Annotated in this window: 21 protein-coding genes; 7 read left to right on the top strand and 14 right to left on the bottom strand. The window is 62.8% G+C overall.

From position 1 onward, the window contains the following. Positions 1 to 318: 318 nt before the first annotated feature. The 7 genes from Q0071_RS17300 to Q0071_RS17270 form a co-directional block, all read right to left on the bottom strand. Entirely contained in the window at positions 319 to 1,188 is an 870-nt protein-coding gene (locus tag Q0071_RS17300; RefSeq protein ID WP_298172370.1) for an FRG domain-containing protein, read from the bottom strand. A gap of 81 nt (positions 1,189 to 1,269) precedes the next feature. Next, entirely contained in the window at positions 1,270 to 2,181 is a 912-nt protein-coding gene (locus tag Q0071_RS17295; RefSeq protein WP_298172367.1) for a DUF2493 domain-containing protein, read from the bottom strand. Positions 2,182 to 2,491: 310 nt separating this feature from the next. Further along, positions 2,492 to 3,541 carry a toprim domain-containing protein gene (locus tag Q0071_RS17290; RefSeq protein WP_298172364.1) on the bottom strand — a complete coding sequence of 350 codons (1,050 nt, stop codon included), beginning with the start codon at positions 3,539 to 3,541 and terminating at the stop codon, positions 2,492 to 2,494. Between the two features lies 1 nt (position 3,542). Then, a complete protein-coding gene (locus Q0071_RS17285) occupies positions 3,543 to 7,880 on the bottom strand; it encodes a strawberry notch family protein (RefSeq protein ID WP_298172362.1) in 4,338 nt (1,445 codons plus the stop codon). A gap of 41 nt (positions 7,881 to 7,921) precedes the next feature. Continuing rightward, positions 7,922 to 8,137 (bottom strand): DUF6117 family protein, encoded by a 216-nt coding sequence (locus Q0071_RS17280; RefSeq protein WP_298172359.1) that lies wholly within the window; start codon positions 8,135 to 8,137, stop codon positions 7,922 to 7,924. A gap of 66 nt (positions 8,138 to 8,203) precedes the next feature. Beyond that, positions 8,204 to 10,291 (bottom strand): ParB/RepB/Spo0J family partition protein, encoded by a 2,088-nt coding sequence (locus Q0071_RS17275; RefSeq protein ID WP_298172357.1) that lies wholly within the window; start codon positions 10,289 to 10,291, stop codon positions 8,204 to 8,206. 129 nt (positions 10,292 to 10,420) lie between these two features. Continuing rightward, entirely contained in the window at positions 10,421 to 11,614 is a 1,194-nt protein-coding gene (locus Q0071_RS17270; protein ID WP_298172354.1) for a DUF932 domain-containing protein, read from the bottom strand. A gap of 474 nt (positions 11,615 to 12,088) precedes the next feature. Here Q0071_RS17270 and Q0071_RS17265 point away from each other — a divergent pair, with 474 nt between their 5' ends. From Q0071_RS17265 to Q0071_RS17250, 4 genes are all read left to right on the top strand, one after another. Continuing rightward, a complete protein-coding gene (locus tag Q0071_RS17265) occupies positions 12,089 to 12,421 on the top strand; it encodes a hypothetical protein (RefSeq protein ID WP_298172351.1) in 333 nt (110 codons plus the stop codon). Positions 12,422 to 12,428: 7 nt separating this feature from the next. Then, entirely contained in the window at positions 12,429 to 13,859 is a 1,431-nt protein-coding gene (locus Q0071_RS17260; protein ID WP_298172348.1) for a hypothetical protein, read from the top strand. Further along, positions 13,856 to 14,656, top strand: coding sequence for a TIGR02391 family protein (locus Q0071_RS17255; protein ID WP_298172345.1), 801 nt, complete (start codon positions 13,856 to 13,858; stop codon positions 14,654 to 14,656). The genes Q0071_RS17260 and Q0071_RS17255 overlap by 4 nt, the downstream gene beginning before the upstream one ends. 68 nt (positions 14,657 to 14,724) lie before the next feature. After that, positions 14,725 to 15,321: a sce7726 family protein gene (locus Q0071_RS17250; RefSeq protein WP_298172343.1), complete on the top strand. Its 597-nt coding sequence runs from the start codon at positions 14,725 to 14,727 to the stop codon at positions 15,319 to 15,321. Here the strand turns inward: Q0071_RS17250 and Q0071_RS17245 are convergent. The 4 genes from Q0071_RS17245 to Q0071_RS17230 all read right to left on the bottom strand — a co-directional run bounded on the left by Q0071_RS17245 (position 15,278) and on the right by Q0071_RS17230 (position 19,447). Further along, positions 15,278 to 16,363: a beta family protein gene (locus Q0071_RS17245; RefSeq protein WP_298172340.1), complete on the bottom strand. Its 1,086-nt coding sequence runs from the start codon at positions 16,361 to 16,363 to the stop codon at positions 15,278 to 15,280. The two genes, Q0071_RS17250 and Q0071_RS17245, sit on opposite strands and share 44 nt — an antisense overlap. Positions 16,364 to 16,374: 11 nt before the next feature. Further along, positions 16,375 to 17,640, bottom strand: a complete 1,266-nt coding sequence (locus Q0071_RS17240) for an XRE family transcriptional regulator (protein WP_298172338.1) — start codon at positions 17,638 to 17,640, stop codon at positions 16,375 to 16,377. Further along, positions 17,637 to 18,059, bottom strand: coding sequence for a hypothetical protein (locus Q0071_RS17235; protein WP_298172336.1), 423 nt, complete (start codon positions 18,057 to 18,059; stop codon positions 17,637 to 17,639). Before Q0071_RS17235 ends, Q0071_RS17240 begins: the two co-directional genes overlap by 4 nt. Before the next feature lie 128 nt (positions 18,060 to 18,187). Beyond that, positions 18,188 to 19,447, bottom strand: coding sequence for a site-specific integrase (locus Q0071_RS17230; protein ID WP_298172333.1), 1,260 nt, complete (start codon positions 19,445 to 19,447; stop codon positions 18,188 to 18,190). 744 nt (positions 19,448 to 20,191) lie between these two features. On the opposite strand from Q0071_RS17230, the gene adh reads away from it, so the two are divergent. The 3 genes from adh (at position 20,192) to Q0071_RS17215 (ending at position 22,888) form a co-directional block, all read left to right on the top strand. Beyond that, the gene (gene adh / locus Q0071_RS17225; RefSeq protein ID WP_298172330.1) at positions 20,192 to 21,697 is read left to right on the top strand and encodes an aldehyde dehydrogenase; all 1,506 of its coding nucleotides are present in this window, start codon (positions 20,192 to 20,194) and stop codon (positions 21,695 to 21,697) included. Positions 21,698 to 21,714: 17 nt separating this feature from the next. Next, positions 21,715 to 22,056: a DUF779 domain-containing protein gene (locus Q0071_RS17220; protein WP_298172326.1), complete on the top strand. Its 342-nt coding sequence runs from the start codon at positions 21,715 to 21,717 to the stop codon at positions 22,054 to 22,056. 247 nt (positions 22,057 to 22,303) lie between these two features. After that, positions 22,304 to 22,888, top strand: coding sequence for a hypothetical protein (locus tag Q0071_RS17215; RefSeq protein ID WP_298172323.1), 585 nt, complete (start codon positions 22,304 to 22,306; stop codon positions 22,886 to 22,888). A gap of 195 nt (positions 22,889 to 23,083) precedes the next feature. Here Q0071_RS17215 and Q0071_RS17210 read toward each other — a convergent pair whose 3' ends face one another. From Q0071_RS17210 to Q0071_RS17200, 3 genes are all read right to left on the bottom strand, one after another. Further along, the gene (locus Q0071_RS17210) at positions 23,084 to 23,335 is read right to left on the bottom strand and encodes a hypothetical protein (protein ID WP_298172320.1); all 252 of its coding nucleotides are present in this window, start codon (positions 23,333 to 23,335) and stop codon (positions 23,084 to 23,086) included. An 11-nt stretch (positions 23,336 to 23,346) separates the two neighbouring features. Next, on the bottom strand, positions 23,347 to 23,811 hold the full coding sequence (locus Q0071_RS17205; protein ID WP_298172318.1) for a nuclear transport factor 2 family protein: 465 nt from the start codon (positions 23,809 to 23,811) through the stop codon (positions 23,347 to 23,349). Between the two features lie 222 nt (positions 23,812 to 24,033). Next, a complete protein-coding gene (locus Q0071_RS17200) occupies positions 24,034 to 24,639 on the bottom strand; it encodes a pyridoxamine 5'-phosphate oxidase family protein (protein WP_298172315.1) in 606 nt (201 codons plus the stop codon). Positions 24,640 to 24,719: the final 80 nt, after the last annotated feature.

Below are 24,719 nucleotides of genomic sequence, written 5' to 3'. Positions count from 1 at the left end.
TCCAGGCGTGACGCTGTGCGATGGTGAGTGACATGTTCGAGCTCCTGTCTCGGAGCAGGGACCATCCCCGCTCGACAGGCCCCGGACAGACGGCGCAAAGCCGCAATCACCACGAAGGCAGAAGGCCGCAGTGGCCGCACGCGCAGCGCAGCGGACCCCTTGCGGGTTGATTGAAGGAGGCTTGGGGTCGGCCAACGGATTGGCCTTTGAGAGTGGGGTGGTACTTCTGACTAAGAGCTTGATCGGTGCTTGAGATGACCATTGCGCCGACGCCCCCAAGCGGTGCGCAGAATCAGCCGTCAGAGGTGGTCTCGCGGCCTAAATAAGCTTCGACACCGTATCACCTGCTGACAACGTGCCAGTGATGTAGCGAGCCGCTCGTTCAATCTCGGGGAACATCGTTTTTTCGTTGATGCCGAGCTTGTCGAGTTCACCGAGAATTTTTGGTTTCGATTTTGCATCGACCGTAATGCGTTCGACTCGAATTTGATCGGCGCTGCCACTGACGATCTCTTCATCCAGGCCGAAGGCGAAGAATGCTCCAGCTTGGGCGAGGATACGTTTGTTGTTCTGCTTAGGCTTGACCAGCAGGATGCTGTCGAGGTCGGATGGATCAATCTCCGGCAGGAAACCGTTCTTCTCCTGCCGAATAAAGTGGAGGAGTCGCTTGACCGGGGTGCTGTCATTAAAGCTCGTTTGCTCCAAATCCGTATCGATCTTCTTTTTATAGTTCCATGATAGCCGGGCAAGATTGGCAAGGCAGCTGACCGTATCACTATCAAAATAGCGGATTCGGCGCTTGTGGACCGTCAAGACTACGACATGGCCGTCCATATCTATCGTGCGTGTTGTAGGTCTGTCAGGACCCTTGATAGGAACCCGCTTCTTCACAATTTCGCAGGCGAAGTAGAGTGCCACGAGTGGATTGAACGTAACATCGAGCAGGCGGGTCGGAAGAGAATAGTGCTGCATTCTCACGAGCGTTTCGAGCGCACTGGTATCACCGTGGAAGTCCTCCGGGTGGGCCGCAATCAGTTCGCGTAGGAGAATATGCTCGTTCTCTTTGGTGCTGTGCCTACGGAAGATCGACGGCTGGAGCTTGAAATCTATGCTCCCATGCCCTCGATACGAGGTGACCATGTTTGGTGAGACCGTTCGGGCCAAGATCGACTCGACGAACTCGGACACTGATTTAATCGACAATGGTGCCCCCAAACCAACGGAATTGGTTGTCAATGTAACAAATGCTCGCCGAGAGCATAGAGGTCGTTATTCAATCGCCCAAACTGAAATCCCCAGCTTGCGCGCCTTATCGACCAGGTTGGAATTGATGCCATTACCGGGACAAGCGACCACGGCCTTAGGCAGCGCCTCCAGCATTTGATCGTTGCGGCGGAACGGAGCCGCCTTCTTGAACCGCTGCCAGTCGGGCCGGAACGGGACATGGGTGATCTTGCGCGCCCTTGCCCAGAGCGATGCTATATGTTCGCCTCCGGTCGGGTTCCCGCCATGGAACAGCACCATGTCGGGATATTTGGCGAGAACCCTGTCGAGCACTGCCCAGATGCGGTTGTGATCCTGATAGGCGGGACCCGAGGTGAATGCGATGCGCGTTCCAATTGGCAACATCGGTTCGGTTTCCGAGCGACGCTTGGCGGCAAGGAAGTCACGGCTATCGATCATGGCGGCTGTCAGGGTGCGGTGATTGACGAGTGATCCCGTGCGCGGGGTCCAGGCCTTGCGGAAGTGGGTTTCGAACTGGTCAGAAGCGGCGTCGCGCATGAACTCCATAGAGTTGCGGCGTTCAATCAGGCCGATCCCTTCGCGGATCAGCCGTTCCAGCTCGACCGATTTGACCTCGGAGCCATCCTGCTCGCGCTGACTGCGCTTCTGCGCATCCTCGTTGTCGTCGAGTTCGCGGCTGATGCGGCCCTCGGCGCGGTGGAACAGATTGCCGAGCGCCCAGCACAGGTCTTCAAGATCAGGCTCGAGCCTGGTGTCGAGCATAGTGGCGATCAAAGCGTCGAACATGTCGGCGACTGCTCCGGCGGCGACGCGTTCGTCGGGAAGCGGGCGCGGGTCAGCCTCATCCGAGAAGGGGCGGTATCCGTAGAGTGCGATTTCATCGAGGAGATGGGCAGTAGGCGAGATTTCGTGGTCGGGTTCGTCGGGGTCGGTCATAGAGATAACTCCTGGGGTTCGCATCACCGGGCACCTTGCCCGGCCTTCACGGCGATCCCTCTGACCGGCAGCGGCGGGGCTGCATCCCCTTGGACCGAAGCGCAGCGGAGGATGGCGGGCGGCGGCTATTTTGGTTCGCGATGGAAAGGCGCGTGAGCGCCGCCGGAAAATAGCCGCCGACCGCCATTGCAGCCTCGCGGCTGCTGGTCTCTCGGATCGCGCCTGAAGGAAGGCCGGGCGTGGCCGGTTCGGATAGCTTGAGACCATGACCGCACGCGCGTGCGCTACCCACACCCCGTCTCGACCAACCTCAGCTATCGATGAACCTCCTGCGATCGGCCTCGTGCAACTGGGCAATGACCCGTTCACTCAATGCGGGCGCACCGTGCTGACGCAGATCGTCATTGAAATCTGCCAGTTCGGGCATGAGCGAGAGCAGTTCGATTCCCGCTGCCTCTGCCCGGTCCGAGAGGATCGCAAACGCGCCATCGCCAGCCTTGTCTCGGTCGCGGGAGACATAGAGGCGGCGCAGCGCCGTCGGGAACTGGATGGCGGCAAGGTGGGCTGACGATGTCGCGGCGATCATCGGCATGGCGTGCAGAACCTCACGCAGCGACAGGACGGTCTCGATGCCTTCGCCCGCGATCATGACGTCCTCGGCCAAGCCAAACCGGATCGCGTGCCCGAGGATACTGCCCATCGCGCGTCGCGGCGATGCGACAGTTGCCTTTGCCGAACCGCTTGGGTCCAGCCAAGTGCGATGCGTGCCGGTCTGAACGCCGTCGCAATCTGTCACCGCCGCGATCAGGGCTGGAAAGCTGCCGGGCGTCCCGGGAACGTCGTCCTCGTTTGCCCGGTAGTAGCAGCGGGGATGGAAACGCAGTGCGGCAAGTTCACCGACGCGGGTGATGCCGCGCGCGGCAAGGTAGGATGCCGCCAAGGTGCCAGCGAGCGGTTTTGACGCCTTGAACAGCCGTCGTGCAGCAGTTGGCGAACCCACGCGGGCGGGCGGTGGATTGGCCGTTCGGCAAGGATCGACCTCGGCCGATGGCGGGAGGGACAGAAACTTCTCGGCTTCGTCGATAGTCTCGGAGAGGCGGCCATGCCGCTGGTTCAAGCGAATGAGGTCGACAAGATCGCCATGTTCGCCAGTCGCGGCATCGACCCAATTGCCAATTCTTCCACGTTCTGTCTCGAACAGGCGGACGTAGAGGCTGCGACCGGGCGCACCGGCCACATCGCCGACCATCCAATATCGCCCCTCGCGGCGACCCGCAGGGAGGTAATGGCGGCAGACTGCCTGAACATTCTGCGCGAGCCGTTCCGCGAGTTCGCCCGCACGGGTTGAAAGCGTGCCCATGTCAGGCTGCCTTCCTATCAAGAATACGGGTCAGAGGATGACGAGCGAACAGCCGCTCGATCACCTCGCTGCCGAGGATGGTGTCGTCGGGCACGAACAATCGCAACTTCCAGCTGATGATTTCGGAGAACAACCCCATCGCCTTGAGGCGGTCGACGGCGGTGGGACCGAATCCGGTCAGTTCGATCCGGTTCACCTGCATCAGGCGCGAACGGCGAAGTTGCAGTCCGTCGGTCAGATTGATCACGGTGTGCCCTGCGCGCAGCAGCGCCAGAGCTTGTGTTGGCGCGAGTTGCGGTGTGTCGGCGCTGACGGCATTCACGGCCCATGCCGGGGACACGCGACGGCCAACGATGGTGGTCCCGTCGTCAGTGCGCAGCCGATAGACGCGGGTCGATTCCTCCGGCAGCCGCTTCCAGATCGGCAGCAACAGCCCGGTGACGATATGCAGCTCGCTGGTATCGAATTCGGGAACCTGCGCGATTTCCGCAACCCACGCAGCCCGGAACGCTGCTTCATCGGCGGGTTCCCAACTGGTTTCGGGAAGATGGGCGACCGACAGATAGAGCTTCTCCATTGGCCGAATCAGCCGCACGCGCCGCTCGATTTCACCATCGTCGAGCATCAGACTGCGGGCCGGCAATTGCACGGCGGCGCGCTTCGAGCGGGAGTTGACCAGCTGCCGAGCGCCGGGCTCGCGCAAAAGGTCCAACGCCTTGTCGATCGTGACCGGCTGATTGCGCTCCCGCACCGCGATCGTGAGCAGGCGGGTTTCAGCACCGGTCGAAGGATGGGTGTAGATGGTCTCGCTGTGCGCGACGGTGAAGCTGTCGGCGGTGAGCGTTTCCAACCCGACATCGTAGGTCCCGCTTGCCATCGCGCTCTCCACCTTGGCACTGAGCAGTTGCTCGAACGCGGTGAACAGCACGTTCTGCATCGCAATGGTCAGCGCCAGCAGCCGGTTGAGGAAAGTGGTGATCGGCGGCAGTTCATCCTTCAAGCATCCGGTGCTGTCGGTCAGCGAAAGGCCGGTCAGGCTCTCGAAGAGCCCGAGCGAGCAATCTGCCACCTTGCCCGCATAGATCAGCACGTAGAGCTGGCGCAGCGCATCGCGGGCGTAGGGGCTTTCAAGATTGTCCTCCGGCCTGAACAGGCCTTGTCCGCCGGTCTGGCGTTGGCCCCGCGTGATTGCGCCCAGTGTGTCGAGCCGTCGCGCGATGGTCGAGAGGAAGCGCTTCTCGGCCTGGACGTCGGTGGCAACCGGGCGGAACAACGGCGGCTGCGCCTGATTGGTGCGATTGGTGCGACCGAGCCCCTGGATCGCGGTGTCGGCCTTCCAGCCTGCTTCGAGCAGGTAATGATGCCGCAGCCGCTGGTTACGGCTGCCAAGATCGGCATGGTAGCTGCGCCCCGTGCCGCCGGCGTCGGAGAAGATCAGGATATGCTTACTGTCCTCCATGAACGCCTGCGCTTCAGCAAGATTGGCATGGGCGGGCCGGTTCTCGACCACAAAGCGCTCGCCATCTGCATCGACCTTGCGGACGATCCGCCGGGAGCGGCCGGTGACCTCGGCGACCATATCGGTGCCGAACCGCTGGACGATCTGGTCGAGTGCGCCCTGGACGGGTTCCATCGATGCCAATTGCTCAATCAGGCGGTCCCGCCCTTCGAGGGCATCGCGGCACTGGATGGCATTGCCATCACCGTCATAGGCAGGCCGTGATGAGAGGTTGCCATCGCCATCGGTGAACGGTTCGTGGAGCTGGGTTGGGAAGCTGCGCAGCAAATAGTCCAGAACGTATTCTTTGGGAGTTACGTCACACTGGACGTCGTTCCATTCGCCGGGATCGATGTCGGCAAGCCGCCGCGACAGCAGCGCTTCACCGGTTGAGACGATCTGCACCACCGAGGCATGGCCATCGGCAAGTCCCTGCTCGATGGCCCGGATCAGCGTCGGCGTCTTCATCGCGGTGATAAGGTGGTTGAAGAAGCGCTGCTTGGCAGATTCGAAGGCCGACCGGGCGGCGGATTTGGCCTGCGCGTTCAACGTGCCATCGGCGGCGCTAGTCACCCCTGCGGCCTCGAGCGCGGCGTCGAGGTTGTTATGGATGACCTGGAACGCACCTGCATAGGCGTCATAGATACGAACTTGATCCGGAGTGAGCTGGTGTTCGAGCAGCTCATATTCGACGCCTTCGTAGGACAGCGACCGTGCGGAATAGAGGCCAAGCGCCTTGAGGTCGCGAGCCAGCACTTCCATCGCTGCAACCCCGCCGGCTTCGATCGCCGCGACGAAGTCAGTGCGCTTGTCGAACGGGAAGTCCGCGCCGCCCCAGAGGCCAAGCCTCTGCGCATAGGCGAGGTTCTCGACCGTGGTTGCGCCGGTTGCCGAGACATAGAGGATGCGGGCATCGGGGAGCGCGTGCTGCAGGCGCAGCCCGGCACGGCCCTGTTGCGAAGGGGCCGCATCCCCGCGTTCGGACTTGCCACCACCCGCATTCTGCATCGCATGGCTCTCGTCGAAGACAATGACCCCGTCGAAGTCGGTTCCAAGCCAATCCACGATCTGCTGGACCCGGGAAACCCTGCCTTCACGCGAATCGCTGCGTAGCGTGGCATAGGTTGTAAAAAGGATGCCCTGCTCGAGCCGGATCGGCGTGCCCTGCCGAAACCGGGCGAGCGGGGTGACCAGCAAGGGCTCTTGGCCCAATGCCCGCCAGTCCCGCTGGGCATCTTCAAGCAGCTTGTCGGACTTGGATATCCACACCGCGCGGCTGCGGCCCTTCAGCCAGTTGTCGAGGATGATCCCGGCGACCTGGCGACCCTTGCCCGCGCCGGTGCCATCGCCAAGGAACCAGCCTTTGCGAAAAGCGACTGCGGTGTCGCAGTCGTCCGGTGCGGCCTCGACCTTGTCGAAAGTCGCATCGACCGTCCAACTGCCGGCCAGATGCTGGCTATGCGCCTCACCTGCATAGATCAAAGATTCAAGTTGGGCGTCCGAGAGCAGGCCTTGTTCGACAAGAGCATCAGGAAGGTGCGGACGATAGCTCGGCTTGGGCGGCGCGACCGAGGCCATGGCGGCGGATTGCACCAGCTTGGTTGGATGCGGCTGCGCACCGGGAATGCGCAAAGATTGCAATGTGTAGGGCTCGTAGAGGGTTTCGCTGAGGCGGGCCGATACCTCGTCTGTCCAGTCGGCGACCTCATAGTCGAGCAGCACGCCGGTCGGTTCAGCCGGTGCCACGTCTGCAAGGCTGGGCCGTGGTGCAGCTACCCGGCGCGATGCGGCTGGCCGGAACGCGGGAGGTTGCTGGGCGGCGAGAGCGGCGCGGGCCGGCAGGCGATCGATTAGCCAGTGCAGCAGAGTCGCTAGGTCGGGCGCGGTGCCCGGGGGCGCCGGGAAGGAGCTCGGCTCAGCGGCGGGCAGCTTGTCGATCACCATCAGGCGGGTTTCGATGCTCGTGCCGTGGGGCGCGAAGACCGAGCCGGCGATCGGCGCGGTGAACACCACGCGGGCTTGTTCCTGCAGCCGCACGAACCCGTCGCGCCAGGCTCTGTGCTCGGGCGAGCAGTTCGCGCCGGTGATGGCGACGAGACGCCCACTGGGTGCGAGCCTCGCCACGGCCGAAGACAGGTGGCGGAACGCGGCATCCGCCACTCGCGTCTCGACGCCAACGGCGGCAGAAAACGGCGGGTTCATCACGATGCAACTCGGCACCATGCCGGGATCGAGCCGGTCGTGGATCTGCGCAGCGTCATGCGCGGTCACGGTCGCGGTGTAGAACAGCTGGCGTAGCAGCGCGGCTCGCACATCGGCCACCTCGTTCAATGCCAACCTGCTCGCGCCAAGCTCGGCCTGAATGGCGAGCAAGCCTGTGCCGGCCGATGGCTCGAGCACCAGTTCGCCAGGGACGAAGCCCGCTGCGAAGCCCGCGACCCAGGCCAGCCCCAGAGGCGTTGAGAATTGCTGGTAGGCCTGCATTTCCTCGCTGCGCCGGGTCTGCGTCGGAGCAAGCCGGGCGATCCGCTCGACAAGTTTGAGCCGATCGAATGGGTCGGACGTCTTGGCGTGGATGGCTGGGCCATAGCGCCGCAGGAACAACAGTTGCGCGACCTCAACCGCCTCGTAGGCAGCCTTCCAGTCCCAGACCCCGGCGGCATCGCTTGCGCCGAACGCCGACTGCATCGCCGTGCGGACAGTTGCGGTGTCGATGCGGCGACCGGCAGCGAAGTGCCCGAGCAGGTCCTGTGCAGCGAGGATGATCGAAGCTGCGGTTTGATCGGAACATTGGGCGGACAGCGGGCGCGCGAAAGCACCCGCAGCAAGCGAGTTGGTCATCGACGATATCCTTTTGAAAATGGGTCGGTGGTCGGCGCCGCTCAGGCGGGCGGGACGTAGGCGTCGTAGGGATTGCCGGGGGCGAGGTGACCGAACGGGGTCATGACGAAATCGTCCTCATCACGGCCGACAGCGCAGAGGACGTAACGAGTCTCGCCGCTTTCGACCTCGGTGCATTCCATCAGCGCAAGGTCACCTGCCTTGGCGGCCTTCACCAGCGTCTCGAAATTGGTGCGTGCATAGTCCGGGATTGCCATCGTCTGGCTCCATCAATGTCGGGAAATGGGCGCGGGACGGCGCGCGTGCCGCCCCGCGCAAGAGCGTCATTCGGCGGCGACTGCGTAAGCGTCGTCCTGGTCGTGCTCATCGAACTGACTGTCCTCGGCGAGGAAGTCGGGCAGATCAGCGACCTGCTCGTCGGCTTCGGGCTCGGCTTCGGCTTGCGGCAGTCGCAGCGGTTCGGGGAGCCAGCCCGTGCCTGCAAGCAGACGTTCGGCCTCGCGGGCCATGTCGCCTTTCTTGAGATGCTCGATCAGCACAGCCGTGGCGTCGCCCTTGGCCTCACGCACTGCCTCGATGATCCGGGGCTTGGTGACGCGGCCGAGGTAGTTGTCGACCGTCGGCGCCCAGCCAGCTTCGGCCATGTCGAGCCCGACTACTCCCGCCAAGGCATCGGCGGCGGCGATCCGCTGCGCAACCCCGTGCGCGGAGATCCGACCGTCGTAGCCCTTGGTCGCCTCGAACAGCGCGTTGACGCCGAGCGACACGCAGTGGGCCAGTAGCGTCATGCGTTCTTCGTGGGCCATGGCCGCGAGTGCCGACCACAGCTCATCGGGCTCGCTGGGGAGCCGATCCGCCCATTGCTCGTGCCGCTGCTGGATCGACTGGCTCCACGCCGTCTCGCGCAGGTTCGGGGCGGCATTGCCAAGCCACGCCTGAGTGACGCCGATCTGCACGCAGCCAGCCTGCACATGCGACCGGAACACCGACAGGCACAGCGCGTGCAGCAGGGCGAGGAACGCGGCATCGGGCGCTTTGGCGAGCGCATCGCGCAGCGCCAGCGTGCGCTCGGCGGTCAGTTCGGAGACGAGTCGGTCGGGGAGCGGACGGCTGACGTCGTCTTCGTCGTCGGCCTGTTGGCCAATCTGCACCTGGCCACCGACGCTTACCGTCGGGCCGGTCGAAGCAATTCCGGCAATCTGGCTTTCGTCGTCACCAGCACCTTCAGAAGCCGGTTCATCCTCCGGGCGCACATAGCCCCGGTCGATCCGCAGCCGCCCATCGTGCGACAGCGACACGAAAACGCCTGCGCGTGCCTGTTCCTCGGAATCGTAAGTGACCGGACGCTGGGTGAGCGCGGTGATACCCGCGTCGATCTCGGTCAGCCGCGCATTAACCTCGTCGGGCAGGTCTCCGCCATCCTGATACTGCTCGCCGAGGCGGTCATATTCCTCGACCAGCGTGTCGAGCGTGGACTGCTCATCGTCGGTCAGCGGGACGGTGATTCCGGTGATCCGGCGCTTACCGCGCTCGCAGCCGTAAGGGAGGTCAATCGCCGCTTCGACCCACTTCCAGCCTTCGGCGCCGATCTCCTCGGCAATGGTCGTCAGCTTCGCGTTGACGAGCTGTTCGACGAGAGCCGGGTCCTGCAGCCAGCCATCCTGGTCCGACGAGAACAGGTCGCGCATGACGTAACCGCCAGCTTCGACATAGGCATCGAGGCCGATGAACCGGACCCGGCGATCGCTGGCCGGAATGGCATCCTCGGTCAGCAGGCGGCGGATCTGATGGGCAGAGGGCTGATAGGTCTGGCTGAGTTGCTCCCAGACCTGCTCCTGGCGCGCATGGTTCTCATTGACCGTGAAGGCCATGAGCTGTTCGAGCGACATGCCATCGTCGCCGTACACTTCGAGCAGGCTGGGTGCGACCGAGGCTAGCCGCAGGCGCTGGCGCACCGTCGAGACGGAGACGAAGAATCGCGCTGCGATATCATCTTCCGAGAGGCCCGCGTCGATGAGCGCGGTGAAGGCACGGAACTGGTCGAGCGGATGCAGGCCGACACGCATGACGTTTTCGGCAAGCGAATCTTCCTCGGCGATGCCGGCCTCCCGCACCACGCAAGGCACCGGCTGATCCTTGGCCATCCTCTTAGACTTCACAAGCAGTTCGAGCGCGCGGAAGCGGCGGCCGCCGGCGGGGACTTCGAACATGCCAGTTTCCTGGCCATCCTCACCGACCACCGGCCGGACATTCAGGCTCTGGAGCAGGGTGCGGCGGTAGATGTCTTCGGCGAGGTCCTCGATCGAGAGGCCCGCCTTCAGACGCCGAACGTTCTTCTGGCTCAGCACCAGCTGGCAGAAAGGGATGTCGCGCGAGGAACTGAGCACGAGCTTGGGCAATCGCTTCGTCATGGTGGTTCTCCATGACGGGCCGCCTGAAAGACTCTCTCTCAGGCCTGACCCGTCACGAAGCGAAGCGCCGCCCTCTCACTCTTGAGAAGGCAGCGCCACGCGGGGAGAAACAGGCAGGACTGTCCGGGCTCAATGAACCCGGTCGAGCAGCTTCTTGGCCTTGCCCTCCATGTCGAGCCGGGCATCCTGGTGCGGCTTGCCGCGGGCGAGTGCAGTGATCCCCTGAACGAAATCGAAGATCGATTCGGGCGGGCGGCCTTCCTCGGCGAGCACAGTCTCGATGATCTTGCCGGTCTCGGCCTTCGAGAAGCCGCGATTACGCAGGAAGTCGCCGCGTTCCTCGTCGGTGCGGGCGACAATGCGCTCGCGTGCCGTCTTGATGCCGTTGATGAACGGCTGCGGGGAGGAGTTGGCGAAGTTCAGCAAGGCCGGTGCCGCCTCGTGGGCAAAACGGTTGGCCGCGTATTTGCTGTGCCGGATCGAGATTTCCTCGAAGTCCTCGACGCCCCACAGATTCCGGTTCTGGCAGACCGCACGCAGGTAAAAGCTCGCCATGCCGAGCGTCTTAGCGCCGACCTCGGAGTTCCAGCAGTAGAATCCCCGGAAGTAGAGGTCGGGCGAGCCGTCCGGCAGGCGCCCTGCCTCGATCGGGTTGAGATCATCGACCAGGAACAGGAACACGTCACGGTCGGAAGCATAGAGCGTGGTCGTGTCCTTCGAGATGTCGACCATCGGATTGAAAACTCCGGTCGACCAGTCGAGCACGCCAGGCACTTTCCAGCGCGTGTCACCGGTGCCGTTGCCGGCGATCTTCTGCACGGCTTCGACCAGTTCGTGATCGTAGATCCGCCCATAGTCGGGACCAGTTACGGCCCGCAGGTCTAGCCGACCGTTGTCGGTTTCCAGGGTCTTGATCTGTTCGGCCCGGTTCGAAGTCAGGCCATACTGCAGATTGATTGCGGCAAGCGGCGCGGGAAGCTGGCGAAGGTAGGCTGCCGGCGCACCGACCTGGCTCGCGAGTTGGCCAAAGCTCCAATGGGTGGGGGCAACCGGTGCATCGGCGCCGGGCAGCATGAGCGCCAGTCGCTCGGGATCATTGCGGCTCGCCTCGACGTGGATGAGCGCGGTTTCGACCACGCGGGTCCGGCTGCGTTCGGAACGCCCACGCACCGAGCTAGCCAACTCGTTCAGGGAAAGGAACCGCTCGTCGTCGGGCCGCGAGAACCACTCCGACGAAACCCGACCCACTCGGGAGCCGCGTGAGACATCGACCTTGTATCCGCCGCTCACATCGCGCCGCGCATCGAGAACCTGCATGTTCATGGGTAAACCTCCATGACGGGCGGTCGGGAGCCTCTCTCTCGACCCTCATCCCGTCACGGCGAAGCCCGCCACCCTCTTACTTTCAGCTTCGACTATTCATCGCCATTGTAGCGCGAGCGGCCAGCGGGGTTGTTCCAACAGAAAACCGCACCCTGAAGTGAGGCGGCAATTGTACACTTGCTTGTGCAGGCGGAAAGCCGGGGCCTGTCGGTTTTCCAAGCCTGCGCGTGAAGCCATGTCCGCCGGTTAAGAGTGCGTGCGGGGCCATTTTCGTGAAACACCGCGCCCTCAGGAGCAGGGCCGCAGCGCTTGCGGGACAGAGCGCGTCACCAGCCCCGCTCCGAATTTCGGGGCGTTGCGGGGTGTCCCCGCTCGAAGGGGTAGGCCGAGACGTTCTGCGGCTCGGGCTCAGGGGAAGGCTTTCCCCAACAGATCGGACGAATTCGTTCTTGTTATGTTTGCGATCCTTGGCCGATGATCTATGGTCATCCAATGGCAAATCGGCGCAACCTTGCTTCGTCGTTTGACGAAATACGCACGAGTTTTCAGGCACGGGCGGTTCTCGACGTTCTCGCCAAGGAGCGGAGTGCGAACAGTCGCCTGCTCGATACCTGGCTAGTGGCAATCGGGCTGTCTGCATCGCGGCAGGCAATTTCCGATTTGCTCGATCGGCTGGAGAAAGAGGGATTGGTTCGCTTGGAAACGGTCGATGACGTCAAGGTCGTCCATCTGCGGCGTCTCGGCGGCGAAGTGGCATCCGGGCATGAAATACGGGACTGGATCGCCAGGCCCGAACTTCCGGAGTGACCAGATCTTGGGCCGCCATCAACGCACCGTCCTGATCGCTGATTTCGAGTTGCCGCGCGGCGCGGTTACGGTCGAGCAGCTGATGGCAATGCCCCGTGCTGGCTGGGAGCATTTGCGAACCCAGATCAATGTCCGCCGCCGCGAGGATCGGGAGAGGCCCATAGCGAGGTGCCGGCTTTGCGAAGGTGGGGTCTTCATCAGGGCGCAAGCTGATCGGGGTGACCACATCCCGATGTACGCACATTACCCGGAATCGAGCAGAGATTGCCCGTGGTACGAAGGCAATAATCTGCGTGAGGATGATGCTCGTGCCGCCCAATACCAAGGGCATCAGGAGTCCGCACTCCATCGCCGACTCTGCTCGACAATCGAGCAATTGGTCAAAGCCGACCCGCGCTGTTCGCACAGCGCGGTGAACACCTACCTGCGATCGGAAATTCACAAGCGTGGCCGATGGCCGGACGTCTTCGCAGATCTGAGCGGTCTGGGTCGCTTTGCGCTGGAAGTTCAATTGTCGAAACCGTTCGCCCCAGAAGTCGCGGCCCGGCACGTGCACTATGATGCTGAGGGCATCGCCCTGGTATGGATCTTCAACACTCTCGAAGAACCGATGCCGCAGGGATTTCACGATGTCGTAGCCATGCAGCGCGGAAATGCCTTCGTATTCGATGATGAGGCCGAGGCTGCTTCGATCGAGCGCGGCACCCTTGTTTTGAAATGCTTCATGGAAAATGGCCATGGCGGCTGGCGCGAACCGAGGCTGGTCGCGCTGGATGATCTCCAGACCGGCTCCGGTCGATCGGCATTTGTGGAAGATTGTCGATCGGAGGCACTGAAGCGGCGGAGCAAGCAGGAGCGGGCGCGCTGGTGGGATGCTATGAAGTCGGCCAGGGAAGAGCGACCGAATTCACCGGAATACAGCAACCACTACGAAGACCCGTGGTCAGACATGAAGTCGGGCGTTCCCGGTGTGTGGGAATGGGAGCGGGATTTCTGGATCGAGCGGTCCAACCGCGCCCGTGCTCACACGGCCGTGCTTTACGTGATTTTGTGTTCGGTGGCGCATAGCGCAGCCGCCCGTCGCCCGGTTCTCCACATCACCAAGTTTTCCGGCGAGAGTGCGGTATTGTCCATGCTCAACAGCAAGCTGAGCGGATCCGACTTCAAGCATTGCGCCAGCCTGATCGAGACCTTTGTGGGTTCGACTTCCCTGTCTTACCTGCTTGAGAAGGATTCGCTCCGCCGGATCATCGCCGAAGCCAAACAGAGCGAGGCTCAGGTGGATCAGGATCATGCCCTTTGGCGGATCATGGCCCGGCTTTTCCCGGAAGTGCTCGACGGTCTCGTGAGAGCAGAGTTGGCAGACCTCGGACAATTGCCCGACTGGGCGTCCCCACCATCGGCTGGGCTGGAAACTGAAATGGCGGTCGCGGAATGAAGAAGCTGTTTTCGCAAGCCGAACTCGAGGCGATCGCCGGCGCACTTGGCGATACCGATGTGGGCTTGAAGGGCACCGAGATCGAAATGCTGGTCGCCAGGTGCGAAATGACCGATCCTGGCCCGATCACGAAGCGTGTCAGGATTTATAATGCGTTCGCCGAGAGCCAGAACCGGAGCGGCGATCGGACCCGCGTGCTCGGCTTCATTCGGAATGCCATGAAGCCGGCGCGCTATGTACGCGAGTCGGATCGTTTCGAACCCATCCGCACCAATCTGAATTTCGCGCTGGCCTTCGCGGGGCTGGTGGTCACGGAAGCCGGTGAAATCGAGGCGGTGCCCGTCGGCACGACCCTGCCTGAAGCTCAACGTCGCGCGAACGAACTGCGCAGCGACCTCGAAACGCGTGGCGTCCATGCAGACGTGCTGGCCTTTTGCCGGGCAGAACTGGTCGCCGACGACTATTTCCATGCGGTGCAGGAAGCGGTGAAGAGCGTCGCTGCGAAAATGCGGGCCAAGACAGGATTGACCGATGATGGCTCGACACTCGTCGATCGTGCTCTGGGCGGAACGCCGCCGATGATCGCAATCAACCCGCTTTCAAGCGAAAGCGAACGGGGTGAGCAGCGGGGATTTGCAAATCTCGTGCGTGGAACTTTCGGGATGTTCCGCAACCCAACGGCGCATGAGCCTCGCATCCACTGGCCGATGTCGAAGGGTGATGCCCAGGATCTTTTGACCCTGGTCTCGTTGATCCATCGCCGCCTCGATGCCAGCCATATGCCAGCCCGCGGATAGTGGTCCTGGCAGGGCCGGCGTAACATTGGCCGTTGCCACTCTGCCATAACCACGGCTATCGATTCGGCATGGCTTCGAGACCGCTTCGGGACAGTGATGTACGGCAAGCCGCCTATCGGCGGTTGCTCACGCACGCCCAGGCTTGTCCCGACACCCTGGTCATTGACGAACTCGGCCTCGATCATGGCAGTTGCCGGATCGATATTGCGGTGATCAACGGCCACATTCGTGGCGTTGAAATCAAGGCAGAAGCCGACACCTTGGAGCGCCTGCCGAGGCAAGTGGCCGCCTATGGAGAGGTAGTCGACAAGGCCTTATTGATCGTCGATCCCAAGCATCTAGCGTCGGCTATGACAATCGTGCCTGAATGGTGGGGAATCATGGTCGCCGAGCGCGGCACGACCCAAGGCGTGCGGTTCCGTCGCGTTCGACCGGAACGAGCAAACAAGGGCATCGATCCACTCGTTCTGGCCCGTCTGCTGTGGCGGCCTGAAGCGCAGGCGATCCTGAGAGGCCTTGGCGTTTCGGAGCGAGATCTCCGCGCTCCACGCGCGACGCTCTACAAGATGTTGGTGGATAGGCTGCCGCTGCGCCGTCTCTCGGCGACCGTCCGTCAGACCCTCAAGGCCCGAACATCGTGGCGAGATCGGCCACCACTTTTGTGATGTGATGGTTCGAGCCGACCCACCGCCATGTGGATAGACTCCCGGTGCCGGCAATCCCGTCTCGGCATTGCTCGATATAGTCGCTACCGGGCGAGAAACCCGAGCCCAGAAAATGGGCCGAGCCTGTGACGGTGCCGCTGCATCCCCGATACTGCCCGAACCCATTGTCACGCACGTTGACACCCTTGGCAATAATCCAGCCATCGTCGCAGGCGTAACGGATCGTCGCCGAAGGCTTCACCTTCCTCATGTCCATTTGTGAGTACCCATTGGCGGCAATGGCATAGTCCGCAAATGTCGGCTTGCGGACGGTCTCGCCCAGAGCAGCCAGGAGCGCCCGGAAAAACGTCCATTCCCGCCGAGGCCAGAATTGGATCGGACCAGTGACCTCGGCCATGGAAGCGGGAAATGACGTACCCGCGAGAATAAGGCTGCGCGCAGTCGCCATGGCATTCGATGCCTGGATCGCAGCGGTGACGATGTTGATCAGCACATCTTGCGGATCCCATGCGGGTGCTTCGAGATCGAGGACGATATCGCAGTCGGCGATGGTCACACCAAGCTGCTGCAGTATTGCACCGACATTGGCGTCGAAGTCGGGATCCAGGGCTTCATCCAGAGAACAGCGCTGCACCACTCCGGTCTGCATCATCGCGTTCGCGTTCCTCACGGCCGAGCGGTAGGCTGTGTTGTTGTCGAGCCTGATGACCGGGATAATCGTGGCACCCCGTGCGAAAGCCTCCTCGCAGAGGAATTGCATTGGATGCTTACCGTCCTGCATTACCTCAGCCGGATCCAGCAGGCCGCAGTCGAGCATCGCAAGGCGCGTTCCCCATTTGGCGCGAAAACGAGCGGCAAACTTCGCGACATGATCGTCGATCGACTTCGAAGGAGTCCAGGTTTCGAAATCGAAATCGGGGGGTGTGACCTCGATAAGAGGAACAGTCCTATCTTTCACGGCGTCCGGCAGGCGCAAGAGCGCCTGGTATTCGCCCTGCCGCCATTTGAGGATCGGAACGTAGTCGGTGTGCGTGATCGGCATGTTGTCGCCTCTCAAAGATCGAACTGGCGGCGAACTTCGCCGTTGCCAACGAGTGTGCGGAACAGGGTGTAGTCGTTCGCATCCCGTCGGATCCGGCCAGCGATTACTGCAGGCGCTACGCCAAAGCGTTTGGCATCGGCCACGACCGCCTTGTCGTTGCGGGCGAAGCGCGACACCGCAAGGTTCCAGTTTGCCTCCGGGATCAGGGCTTCCTGCGCAAAATAGTCGGCGTCCTGCTCAACCTTATCGGCTGCGGGCGAATCGTTGTCGTCAAAGATCGCTGCAAATTCACCCAACCGGATGTGCATCTTCAGATGGCCGATCTCGTGAAGCAGCGTGAACCAGAAGTTGTCGAGCCGGTCGTGACGCAGGGTCATCGCGACAATTGCATGATGATCGGCTGACGCCAGCGCGGCGCCGTCAAGCAATGTGCCAGGCAGGTGGCGTTCGATCACCAGCGATATGCCTGCATCGCGCAGGTAGTCGGCTGCAAGGCGTGGTCCGTTGTCTTCCAGACTGAGCCCCACAAGGCCGCGCACCCAGTCCGCGGTGAGACGGTCCCGATCAAACGCCCGGTGTGGGGGATTGCGATCGGCTAGTGTCCGAACCCGCGCTTCCCAAGCGGCAACAGCAGCCTCATGGACTTGTCCGCTCGACCGCACCGACTTGCGATGCAGGGCCATCGGCGCAAACTGCGAGTGAGCACCGTGCAGGAAGGCCGGGATCAGGTCGCTGGCGGCCTTCTTCGCCTGCGAGAGCGTGCCCGAGAAGTCCTCGAACCAACCACGCTTGAACATTTCGGCCAGCGGGAATGCCTGCCAGATCGACGGATCGACGCTATCGAGCTTCGAGCTGCCGACCAGTTGGGCGCGCTCGACAATGCGCACGTTCAGAGCGTCGGCCACCTCCGTAAGACGGTCGAGGCTTGCCATCCGGTAGCGGTCGGATTCGTAGCGCTGGATCTGCTGTTCGGCGACGCCGAGGAAATCACCGAGATCCTTCTGGCTCATTCCCCGCGCGATGCGGGCCTGAATGAGGATATCGGGCAGATCGTGCAGGCTTTCCGCCGAGAATTCGGAGATCTTGCCCGCGCGGAGGTCCTCGTAGAAGCGCACTTCCTCCTCGAGTTCGTCGATCTGGCTACGTAGCGCCGAGCGCTGTGCCTTCGCGAACACTTCAGGGAAGTCGCTGGTCGGCACCTCAAGCGCGGCAGCGGCAGCCGCCAGCTTCTCGACCGATGCCTTGGTCGACCTGTACTGCTTTTCGTTGGTGATCATGGCGTCGCTCCTTTCAGCGGCGCGAGCGGGATGCGGAGAATGCCCTTGGCCTGGCCGGACGACTTCTCGACCTGGAAGAAGTCGAGGAAGGGGCCGCCCGGCCCGTTTGGCATTCCGGCAATGAACATCTCACCGAGGTATTTTGCTTTTTGCGCTGCTCGCTTGTTGTTGAAATCGAGAAGGACCGGATCGAGCTTGGCCGGGTCGACCCCGTCATGCTCCCAACAGCCGTCGTAGTCGCCCGGGTGCGGCTTCGCGGTCACGAAGCTCCCATCAAGGTAGACGTAGCTGCATCCGGCGAGCGCGAGGGCCTCCGCCATACGAACGAAGCCGTCGAACAGCCACTTGCGATGCGGTGTGGTCGCGAAGCGAGCCTCAACCTCATCAAGGGTCGTGTCGTGGATGCCGGGTGGCAGCACGGCCCAAGGGCAAGGGGAGCCCAACTCGATCAAGTCCGGTATCATAGACACAACAATATAATTGTGTTGTTTGTTTGTCGAGTCTGATTTTGTTCTCCCCCAAATGCGAGGGAAACCGCAGATTTCCGCTATGCCGCCAAACGGAGGATGGTCGATTCACGACCATCGAGGAGGTTCGCGATCTTCATCGACACTCGCTCGACCGCGAGTCGCAGCGCTTCATCGATGTGAACATAGTTTTGCGTTGAGCCCCGCGCGCCATGACCGAGCAGTGCCTTGATGGTCAGTTCGGAGAAGCCCATGTCGCCGGCCACGCTGCCGAAGGTGTGCCGGAGCACATGTGGTGTGACGCCCTTGATCCCTGCGATCGCGCATAGGGCGCGCAAGGATTCAGGAACGCCCGAGTAGGGCCGGTCCACAAAGTCCGAGGGGAAGAACAGCGACAGCCCACGCTTCTCTGGCAGGGCCTTCAACAATTGGATCGCTGTCTGGCCAATCGGGCGCACTTGGCCATCGGTCTTGGTGTCGGGGAAGTGGACATATCCGCGGTCAGCGTGAAGCCAGCCCCGTTCCATGCCAATGACCTCGGAGATCCTGTAGCCGGTCAGCAGAAGGGCTCGCACGGCAGCGAGGCCAGTCGGATTTTCCTCGTTCCGCTCCGCGATTTCCATCGCTTCGCCAAGCGCCCTGATTTCCGCCGCACTAAGCCGACGAGTGCGTGCCTTACCTGCGATCTTGCGAACGCCCGCTGCCGGGTTGTTCTCCACGATGTCATAGCGGAGCGCATGGGAGAGGAGGCTTTGCAGCGTCGAGACCGCACGACCGGCGACGCCAGGGCCACCGGCGGCCTTGCCGCCGCGTCCACCTTCCTTGCGCGGCTTGGCCGTCTTCCCGGCAACGATGTCCATCTGCATCTTCTCGATATCTGAGACGCGCAATGCGCGGACCTGCCGGGTGCCGATGAGCGGAATGATGTGCGTCTCAATCCGGCTGCGATCCATCGCGAGAGTCGAGGCTTTGATCGGGCGATGTTTGCGCCCGAGGATTGTACCGGCTTCGGCGTTCTCAAGATACCAGGTGCAAACTTCCCGGACCGTGATGGCGGCGCGGGACTGCGCACGCTCCTCAGCCGGATCCGCGCCACCAACGACCGCCGCGAGCTTCACGATTGCCTGCTTGCGCGCCTGCTCGACGGTGAGGACGCCATACCGGCCGATTACGATCCTGCGGCTGCGGCCTTCCTCATTTCGGTATTGTAGCACGAACGCCTTGAGGCCGGATGGGATGACGCGCACGCCAAATCCACGCAGTTCAGAATCCCACAGAAACGCCTGCCCCTTCTCGGGGATCGTCAAAGCGTCAATGGATGTCTTGGTGAGCTTGCCCATGCCAGCTTGTCCTTTCGGGCATTTTGCTTACACAAGCCGGAGTCCTTGGCAATGTACGCACAATGTAAGCGGGCGGGAAGAAACGGCAGGCCACGAACGTGTCGCTCTGGCGTAGGTTAATCGCTCAATTATGGTTTATATTCAGTAGTATGGCGCGGAGTGGCGCAGGTTAGGTTACCCTCGGTGGATGCAATCCGGCATTTTGCCAAGGTTGGGGTCGAGGGTTCGAATCCCTTCGCCCGCTCCAGTTTCCTTCCCTCATCTAGCGTGATCAGGCAAAGGGTCCGCGTGTCTGCGGGGAACCCTCTGAGCCTTCATTTGCGCTCCGCGGCAAGCCGCTCCGCTGGGGGTTCGAATCCCTTCGCCCGCTCCAGTTTCCCTACCCAACATTGATGTTCCTGAACGCAGCAGTCTCAGCGGCGGGCGTTTGGCGATTCGCGTTCGCGCCTCCCAATTTAGGTCAGGTTGACACAGTTGACACAGTCCTGAGCGGAAACTTGCGAGGGCTTCCGCACCGGCCCCTTGCGGCGCATTCTCTCGAATTGATGCGGGTCAAGGAGCATGGCGCCGGTTTACCGCAGATCCTGCGCTGTAGGACAGGGGTTTCCCGCCATGGGCAGGCAACCCCTTGTTTCCGCGCCCGCCAGCGATAGACTTCACTGGTGGACATGATGGCCCTGCACAGCTGCACCACAAACCCACGCCCGGGCATGAGACCCGGCGGGACATACGAGAGGAACGAGCATGACCGGCGCACTGCCCCCGCATCCCTTCAAGGACTTTTACGGCAACTATATCGGCGGACGCTGGGTCGATGCCGCCGACGGGCGGCGGTTCGACAATCCCTCGCCGATCACGGGGCAGGTGATCACCTCGCTGGCGCGCTCCTCCGCCGCCGATGTCGAAGCCGCGCTCGATGCCGCGCATGCTGCCAAGGATGCGTGGGGCAAGACCAGCGCTGGTGAGCGCGCGCTGATCCTGAACCGCATTGCCGACCGCATGGAAGAAAACATCGCGCTGCTCGCCACGGCAGAGACCTGGGACAACGGCAAGCCGATCCGCGAGACCATGGCGGCGGACATGCCGCTCGCAATCGATCACTTCCGCTATTTCGCGGGCTGCATCCGCGCGCAGGAAGGCGGGATTTCGGAGATCGACAACGACACGGTGGCCTACCACTTCCACGAGCCGCTGGGCGTGGTCGGCCAGATCATTCCGTGGAACTTCCCGATCCTGATGGCGGTGTGGAAGCTCGCCCCGGCGCTGGCGGCGGGCAACTGCGTGGTGCTGAAGCCCGCCGAGCAGACCCCGGCCTCGATCCACGTGCTGCTGGAGCTGATCGGCGATCTGCTGCCGCCGGGCGTGCTCAACGTGGTCAACGGCTTCGGCCTGGAGGCAGGCAAGCCGCTCGCGCAGAGCCGCCGCATCGCCAAGATCGCCTTTACCGGTGAGACGACGACCGGGCGCCTGATCATGCAGTACGCCAGCGAGAACCTGATCCCGGTCACGCTGGAGCTGGGCGGCAAATCGCCCAACATCTTCTTTGCCGACGTGATGGATGCGGACGACGACTTCTTCGACAAGGCGCTGGAAGGCTTTGCGATGTTCGCGCTCAACCAGGGCGAGGTCTGCACCTGCCCGAGCCGCGCGCTGATCCAGGAATCGATCTACGACAAGTTCATGGAGCGCGCCGTCGCCCGCGTCGAAAAGATCGTGCAGGGCAGTCCGCTCGATGCCGCAACGATGATCGGGGCGCAGGCTTCTTCCGAGCAGCTGGAGAAGATCCTCTCCTATTTCGAGATCGGGCGGAACGAAGGCGCCAAGGTGCTGACGGGCGGCGAGCGCGCGATGATGCCGGGAGACATGGCGGGCGGCTTCTACGTGAAGCCGACGATCCTTGAAGGCCACAACAAGATGCGCGTGTTCCAGGAGGAAATCTTCGGCCCCGTGGTGGCGGTGACGACCTTCAAGGACGCCGAGGACGCGCATGCCATCGCCAACGACACGCTCTATGGCCTTGGCGCGGGCGTGTGGACGCGCAATGGCACGCAGGCCTATCGCACCGGCCGCGCGGTGCAGGCCGGGCGCGTGTGGACCAATTGCTATCACGCCTATCCCGCGCACGCGGCGTTCGGCGGCTACAAGCAATCGGGCATCGGGCGCGAGAACCACAAGATGATGCTGGACCACTACCAGCAGACCAAGAACCTGCTGGTGAGCTACAGCCCCAAGGCGCTGGGCTTCTTCTGAGGCCCATGCACCCAAAGTTGCACAGGGTTGCAGCCACCCCGGCGGCGCTGGCCCTGCTTGGCGAGATCATCGCCGAGCATGGGCCGGTGCTGTTTCACCAATCGGGCGGGTGCTGCGATGGCTCCTCCCCCATGTGCTACCCGGCGGGCGAATTTCGCGTGGGCGAAAGCGACGTGCTGCTGGGGCAGGTGGGCGAGGCGCCGTTCTTTATCGGCGTGCGCCAGTTCGAAGCGTGGAGCGCGGCGGGCGAGGCGGTGGACCTGCTGCTTGATGCGGTGCCCGGGCGCGGGGGGATGTTCAGCCTTGATAACGGGCGGGAGCAGCGGTTTTTGATCCGGTCGGGGGCTTGTGCGGTTTAGGGAATTCGTGTCGCCGTTTCTTCCGCCTCGTCATTGCGAGCGTAGCGAAGCAATCCAGAGCCGATGTGCATTGCGCTCTGGATTGCTTCGCTACGCTCGCAATGACGAGGTGAGGTGCGCTTCAGGCATGATGCTGGCGCGGGAAGACAGACCGGGTAGACAAGTTCGAACGACCGTTGGCGCCCAATGTCGGTCGTAAGGAGCTGGTCGAAGCCCATCAAGCAGCCGGTCCCGTTGCCACCGCCGCATGATTGGCTATCATGTACTCGTGGCGAAAATCGTTTCTGCAACAGCGTCTTTGTTGGCGGTGGCCTTAGCGCTGGGCTTCGCCTTAATTGCGGCATCCGTTCCTTTCACTGCTCAGCGCAGCGTTGAAGCTCATCAAATCGCGCTCGCTGATTTGAAGTCAGCCGCAATCTTCGCAAACAGCTTTCGTGCAAGAATTGGAACAAACCCTCCGGACGATGCCATGCGGCGCTGGGCTGCGACAGAAGGAAGGTCGGACGTCGCCGCGTCCATCGGCATCGACGGAGATCAGTCGGGCAATGTCTTTCGCGTAGGGTGTGCCCAAGAAACCTCATTCCACCCGGCGGCGACAGACCGGTTCGTGCTCTCCTATTGGAACGGCGACTTCTTCGATTGTTTTGCATATCCTTCCGGGCGAACGACGCTGCTGACCTCCTGGCAATCCGTTATGTCTGACGGCGGCGGATGGTCGGCCATGATGACTTTTGCTGGCCTGAGCGCGTCTTTTGGCTTTGCTGGCGCGTGGTTCGGGAGGAAGTGGCGGCGGTTAAGCCCTAAGTCGGGCCAAAAGCGGACCATCGCCTAACCACCCAATCTCGGTCGCTTCGCCATCCGCCGAACTTGCCTGCACCGCCCAGAACAGGATGACGTCACATGAAATCGTCGGCCCGGACTTGATCCGGGCCTTGGCTTTTCTTTTTCGGCGCTGCGCCGGAAGAGCAGCCTGACCCCGTGTCAAGCACGGGGTGACGGGAAAGGATGGGCGTAAGGTTATTAGCGCCTAGCCCTTCCCGCAGGGCTTCGAGCCGGAGGCCGCCACGACCGGCAGCAATATCCACGGGAAGAGGCCCGCGAAGAACACCGTCTGCGCGGCGGTTGCGGTGAGGCTTGCGGGGATGACGAGGAACGCGAACGCGCCCCAGGCGAGGAGGAGGGCCCAGCCGAGCAGCCAGCTTTCCAGCCATTCCGGCTTGGCGCTGAGGCGTTCGAAGCAGAGGTGCAGGACGGGCAGGCGGGTGCGGGCGGGTTTCATCGGTCTGGCTTTCAGAAGCCCAGCGCGGTGAGGCTGGGGTAATTGTCGGGGCGGCGGCTGAGCGGCCAATCGAGCTTGCGCTCGTCGGCGCGGATGGGATGCTCGTTGATGCTGGCGATGCGGCGGCGCATGAGGCCGTGTTCGTCGAACTCCCAGTTCTCGTTACCGTAGGCACGAAACCACTGGCCGCTGTCGTCGTGGTATTCATAGGCGAAGCGCACCGCGATGCGGTTGCCATCATGCGCCCAGAGTTCCTTGACGAGGCGGTAGTCGAGCTCGCGCGCCCACTTGCGGGTGAGCAGGGCTTCGACCGCAGCGCGGCCCTGCACGAACTCGGCGCGGTTCCGCCACTCGGTGTCCTCGGTATAGGCGAGCGCGACGCGCTGGGGATCGCGGGTGTTCCACGCATCTTCGGCGAGGCGCACCTTCTGCGCGGCGGTTTCGGCGGTGAAGGGCGGGAGCGGCGGACGCGACATGACGGGCCTTTCGTGAGGCTGGGGGAGCGGGACAATCGGGGAAAGGGTGGCACCCGGGCGGGAGTGCGGGGGGATGAGACCCGCCCGGGTGCTGGGGCTCTGTGCGGCCAGGGATGTGCCGCCAGAGCGCTGGTGGCCGCCGGGAAGGGAGGGGGGAACCGGCGGCTGCTTACTCTATGTAGGAATGCGGATGTGGCTTCGGTAGGGGGATAAACTGCAACACTACGTTCCATTTTTTGAAAGGGCGGCGAGTTGTGCTTCGAGCGCGGCGATCCGCGCGTCGCGTGCCGCGAGCGCTTCGGCCACGTCTTCAGCGGGAAGAAGCTGGGGAATGTGCTGGGGGCAATTGATGTCCCACGCGGTGATCGTGAAGACCATCGCCTGTTCGGGAACGCCGCGATAGCCGGGCATGGCGAGCGCTTCGTTGAGATCGGCATCGCCCTCGATCACCGCGAGTTCGCCCCAGACCTTGATGCGGCGGCGATTGGCGTAGTCCATCAGGAAGATGAAGGCCTTGCCGTTTTCCGCCGCGTTGCCGGTGGTGATGTACTGCCGGTTGCCGCGATAGTCGGCGAAGGCGAGGCGCTGGTCGTCGAGCACCTTGAGGAAACCCTTCGGCCCGCCGCGATGCTGGATATAGGGCTGGCCATCGGCGCTGGCGGTGCCGAGATAGAAGCTGCGCACATCGGCGACGAAGGCGGCAAGGCGGGCATCGATGCGGTCGGCCATGATCATCCCGGCATAGTGGTGGCGCGAGCCCTTGCGGATCTGCGCGGCCTTGACCGAGGGCGAGAAGGCGTGATCGGTGGGGTCTGAGATATCGGACATCGGGGCGGAACCTTCTAGCGGCGTCGGCCCCGTTGTACCGCTGCTGCGCCCGGCCACCAGCCGCGCGCCGCGCAAGTCAC

The organism is Novosphingobium sp., from assembly GCF_027486195.1.
Lineage (GTDB): Bacteria > Pseudomonadota > Alphaproteobacteria > Sphingomonadales > Sphingomonadaceae > Novosphingobium.
Note: the sequence above shows the minus strand (reverse complement) of the source record. Positions and strands in the feature narration are given on the sequence as shown.